This window comes from Micromonospora marincola (assembly GCF_056150385.1).
This window is the reverse complement of the sequence record NZ_JAXCFT010000054.1, coordinates 1-1,004: the sequence shown is the minus strand read 5'-3', so window position 1 is coordinate 1,004 and position 1,004 is coordinate 1. Positions and strand designations below refer to the sequence as shown.

Annotated in this window: 1 protein-coding gene and 1 pseudogene; both read right to left on the bottom strand. The window is 57.8% G+C overall.

Going from position 1 to position 1,004, the window contains the following annotated elements; translation table 11 throughout:
- Positions 1-73: 73 nt before the first annotated feature.
- Positions 74-760, bottom strand: a complete 687-nt coding sequence (locus SM450_RS31020; RefSeq protein ID WP_474623326.1) for a hypothetical protein — start codon at positions 758-760, stop codon at positions 74-76.
- A 73-nt stretch (positions 761-833) separates the two neighbouring features.
- Positions 834-1,004: pseudogene (locus tag SM450_RS31015) on the bottom strand (IS701 family transposase); the annotation flags it as partial.

The window sequence follows — 1,004 nt, the reverse complement described above, 5'->3', positions numbered from 1 at the left end:
GGTGAACGGTAAGATCCACTCCTGGCGGGCCGCCGAGATCACCTGCACCCCGACATGATCCACCATGGACCGGCTACCGAGTTACGAGACGTCCTTTAGTTACGACGCTGAAGTCTCGAATCGAACAGCCATCGCTACCTTCGTCGATTACAAGGTTCAGCTTTCGCAGATTTCCTGACGGGCTTGCAAGCCATGTCGCAATGTCGATGGCCTTTGCGGGAACTTCGCTGTTGTTGGGGATAAATAGTCGCGTCACCGAACCTGACTCTGGGTGTGGCGCCAGCAGTGACAAGACTTCGCCAAGACAACCGGCCGCGAGATCGGGCACCGCCGCCAAATCCTCAATAAGCAGATCACCGTTGTCAGACGCTGTGGTCCCGAAGCGGAAGTGCCCCATCGACCCACTGCAGTAGGAATTCAAGTAATGGCCTAAGACCTTGGTCGCCTCAGAATGCTTAAGCTTATTAGGTGCGATTTCATCCTCGTCGGTAATCCAGATAAGGTTCTGTCCTTCGCGCCGAATCCCTTCAACTATAATGCCAGCCAAGTGACCTACTCTGGTGAGCTTGTTGAACGGTCGCTGAGCCCATGGCCCCAAACGGCCGAACGCCGTGTCCGACCTATAGTTCTCGCTGAGACGGTCAGTCGCACGTTTGTCTAACGCAAAGCTGACCAGCAGGCCCTGCAGCTGATCGGTCGCTGCTAGGTAGGCATGCAAAGAACGCATGCGCACCCTGTCGTTGAGGGCCTTGTAGGACATGCGGCGTTCGGACCCAAGTGAGCCTTCGCGGAGGTGTCGACGCTCGACATTGAAACCCTCTAGTACTCCAACGTCACTTCGCCTGTCTGCGCTGGTAGTGGGAGCGACGGGCTCGGGCTTGGGATGTTCGCCGCCAGATTGACCAGTGCAGGGTGTGCGCTGGTGGTGGTGCTGTGGCGAGGACGAACGCGTTGAGGAGGCGGCGGATCTCAGCGAGGGTCAACGCGATGGTGTCCGCATCAGC